The organism is Paenibacillus sp. OT2-17 (genome assembly GCF_009827695.1).
Lineage (GTDB): Bacteria > Bacillota > Bacilli > Paenibacillales > Paenibacillaceae > Paenibacillus > Paenibacillus polymyxa_B.
Genome location: NZ_WUDQ01000414.1, coordinates 1 through 3322 on the forward strand (window position 1 = coordinate 1; position 3322 = coordinate 3322).

At 43.1% G+C, this 3322-nt stretch carries 3 protein-coding genes and 1 pseudogene; all 4 read right to left on the reverse strand.

The features are described from left to right. Window positions 1-819 (reverse strand): ATP-dependent DNA helicase (locus tag GRP75_RS22230; RefSeq protein ID WP_369127585.1); only part of this gene is annotated, 819 nt, incomplete at its 3' end. Between the two features lie 292 nt (window positions 820-1111). Next, window positions 1112-2116 carry an ABC transporter substrate-binding protein gene (locus GRP75_RS22235; protein WP_023988374.1) on the reverse strand — a complete coding sequence of 335 codons (1005 nt, stop codon included), beginning with the start codon at window positions 2114-2116 and terminating at the stop codon, window positions 1112-1114. Window positions 2117-2236: 120 nt separating this feature from the next. Next, entirely contained in the window at window positions 2237-2509 is a 273-nt protein-coding gene (locus tag GRP75_RS29965) for an RDD family protein (RefSeq protein ID WP_483311107.1), read from the reverse strand. 621 nt (window positions 2510-3130) lie between these two features. Continuing rightward, a pseudogene (locus GRP75_RS22245) lies at window positions 3131-3322 on the reverse strand (glycoside hydrolase family 88 protein); the annotation flags it as partial.

Sequence of the window (3322 nt, forward strand, 5' to 3'; positions counted from 1 at the left end):
TTTATAAGTAAGTGCATTCTGCGCCGCTGTCTCCAGCAGATGCCCTTCGTCAAAGACGATAGAACTGTGCTCCGGCAGTAACGGCAGCTGACCCTCACGCTTTCTCGCTTCATAGGTCCATACATGCTCCATATAAAAATCATGAGAGCAGATCACCAGATCCGCTGCTTTGCGGTAATGATCACGGGACAACGTCTGTCCACAACGATGCCGCTGATGGCAAACGAGACAATCTTGAAATACATCCCAGCCCAGTCTGCTCCACTGTCCGTCCGTTAGCTCGGGATACTCTTTGCGGTTCCCGTAAGGGGTAAAGGATTGTAGCGTATCCGGAAAATGGACAAAATCCGGCAGGTCCTGATAGATATCACGGAACACATCCGCGTCATCATCCAATCCGCCTCGTACGTTATCCAGCTTGTTCAGACAAATATACTGATCTGGCGACTTACCCAGTCGGGCATCAATCGTCAGGCTCAAATGCCGCGCCAGCTTGGCGATATCCCCCTCCGGTTTCACCAGTTGTTCAATCAACGACTCGTCCGCGCATGCGATAATCGCGGGCTTTCTCATGTACCGGGCATATGCAATAGCGTACAGGAGGTACACCAGCGTTTTGCCTGTGCCCACACCTGCTTCCGCGAAAATCGTTTTCTTTTCCTTATAGGCACGCTCCAACTGGAATGCCATATAAATTTGTTCATCCCGAACCTCAAAGCCGACTTCAGGCAAAACTTCATAAAATACATCCGCAATCCAGTCACTTGCCTGCTCAATAAACGGCTTGGACGGATCAAAGGCAAAAGGATAAGTAGTCAATCGGGCTGTGCCTCCAATTCGTTCATAATGTGCATCCTTTCATTATAACGCAAAACAAGCTAAAAAGAACATGGAAACTGTGCGAACAGCTTACATTTTTTTATTTCGACGTGAAATTCTATAAATAAAGGACATCAGGGTTCGTTTGTGTGAGTATGCTACGAGGAGGATTTGGCGAAGGATTTGGTGGAGAAAGCTTGATAAGAGATAGGTTAAGCAAGGGAAGTATTCATAGCATAATGAGAAAACAAAGAAACCAGCTAATGCTTTCAGGCACTGGCTGGTTCCATGTTTACTTTTGCTTCATCAAATCTGGAATTTGTTCAAGAAGCCGTTCTCTCGTGATGGCATCATCAAAATTCCATGAGCTGTCGAGTGTATATACCCGTTTGTTTTGAACCGCGGGAATGGTCTTCCATATTTCACTGTTCATCAGATTATTAGTAACTGCAACTGTTTCTTTACTCTGATCCGACAGAATAAATAGTTCATCCCCGATAAATGCAGGAAGCACCTCGTTAGAAATGGTAGCAAAGCGCTCTTTTTTATCAATCAGGTCTGTTTGTACCTTGGGAGCCGGTTTAAAGCCAAGCACATCATACAAGGACACGGATGCACCCTGATGTCCCATAACATACAGGTTCTTCCCCATAACTAACAACACTGTCGCTGTCTCTCCTGGCTTAATGTCAACATCCAGCTTGGCCTTCATTTGTTTGGCCTTCTCGTCATATAAGGTTTTGAATTGGTCTGCCTCTTTAGTTTTTCCAAGAAGTTTACCTAGCTCCTGCATACGTTCAAAAGTTGCCTGGTCGGAATGAAGAGCCACGGTAGGTGCAATTTTAGCTAACGTATCAATCGCCTTTTCATCCCAATTGTCGTGAAGAATAAGGTCCGGTTTCAGCATCGTCACTTTTTCCAGATTCACTGGGTAGCCTACATCGGTAATATCCTTGGTAAGGTCCGCATACACAATTTGTGACTGAATGACACTCAGACTCGCACCTGCTGGACGTACACCCAAGGCAAGCAAATCCCCCGGATCACTGCCTACATAAACGATCCGCTGTGGATTTACCGGAATCGTTACTTTACGTTTTTGAGAGTCTGTATATTCTCGGGTGGTCGGCGTTGTTGATGCCTCTTCCTTTTGAACCGTGCTGTTTGCAGCCTGTCCTGCTGTAGGGGAAGTTTGGGCAACATTTCCTTGAGAGCTACAAGCTGATAGTACAACGGCTATAATGAGCAGTACTCCCGCCAGTATAGGGAGTTTGGTCGATTTTTTTACATGTAGCATATGGATGTATCCTCCAAGTTATATAGTCTATAGAAAATGATAATCATTATCATTCACTTAATATTACATAATAGACCCATCTCCTGCAACGGAAATTTCCTTAATTCATGATATTTGAAGCTACTGGAGTGAAGGACAATTGCTGCTCATGTGCTGCAACTCCTTTTTATTCACAACAAAGGTGTTGGTACAAAGATCGTGGAGTCCCTGTTTTTTGGCAGTAAAAGCAACCACAATATAAATAATATGAGCAATTACAAAAGAAATGGCTTTAATCCAATAACGTCCTGAGGCATGTAAGAATCCAAGACGCTTTCCTTCCTTGTCTACAACGATTAAAGAGAACACCAGCTTACCCGGTGTTGCTCTTACCTTCGATGATTCCCATAACACACAGTACAACCATGGCACTACGAGCCATAAGATCAGCGGCCACAACATAAGCAGTACTTGTATGAAACCCGTCTCCTTTATGCCCAGAAGATCTGGATAATGTAAATTGCGCCTCCTACTAAAAGGACTATGGCAGTAAGGATGATCAGATCAATCACAAACGCTGCCGTTCTTATCCAAAATCCTCCGTATATTCTTTTTGTACAATCACTTGTTGCTGTCATGATATGTATAACTCCTTTTGCAAATGAGATTTAAAATCCAGTTTATTCCTTTACACAAAAAGATATCATACGGTTACCCACCTATATTGTCAATTTACGAGTAAATGCTCTTAAACAAGTAAAAGGACCTATTTCCATGCATCAAAATGAAAATTTTCATAGGAGTTAAGAGCTTATATCAATGATTTTTCTCTGATTGGGTACAAAATAAGCTCAGCCACAATCTCTTAACCCCCTATAAGTAGTACTTTGGCATCGAAATAAATCCAGCCTTTTCATGCATAAAAAAACAGCGTATATGTAAATGAAATTACACACACGCTGCTTCACAATTCATTCCGTAAATCTGACAAACGACCGTATGATTAAAATGAGTTCGTTCTTGCACGCTTATACACTATATTTTTTTGCATTCAACACTAAACAAACCTTCTTCTCCGCGCAGCTTTGCCAATGCCTCGACAAAGAAATAATCGCCATAGATAATGGGAACGTTGATGTATTTTTGCTCAGGATAATGTACAGTCCCGTTCATCAGCAATCCCTCATGCTCCTCGCCCCACGCCGTACATGTATGATGCAAGCCCTC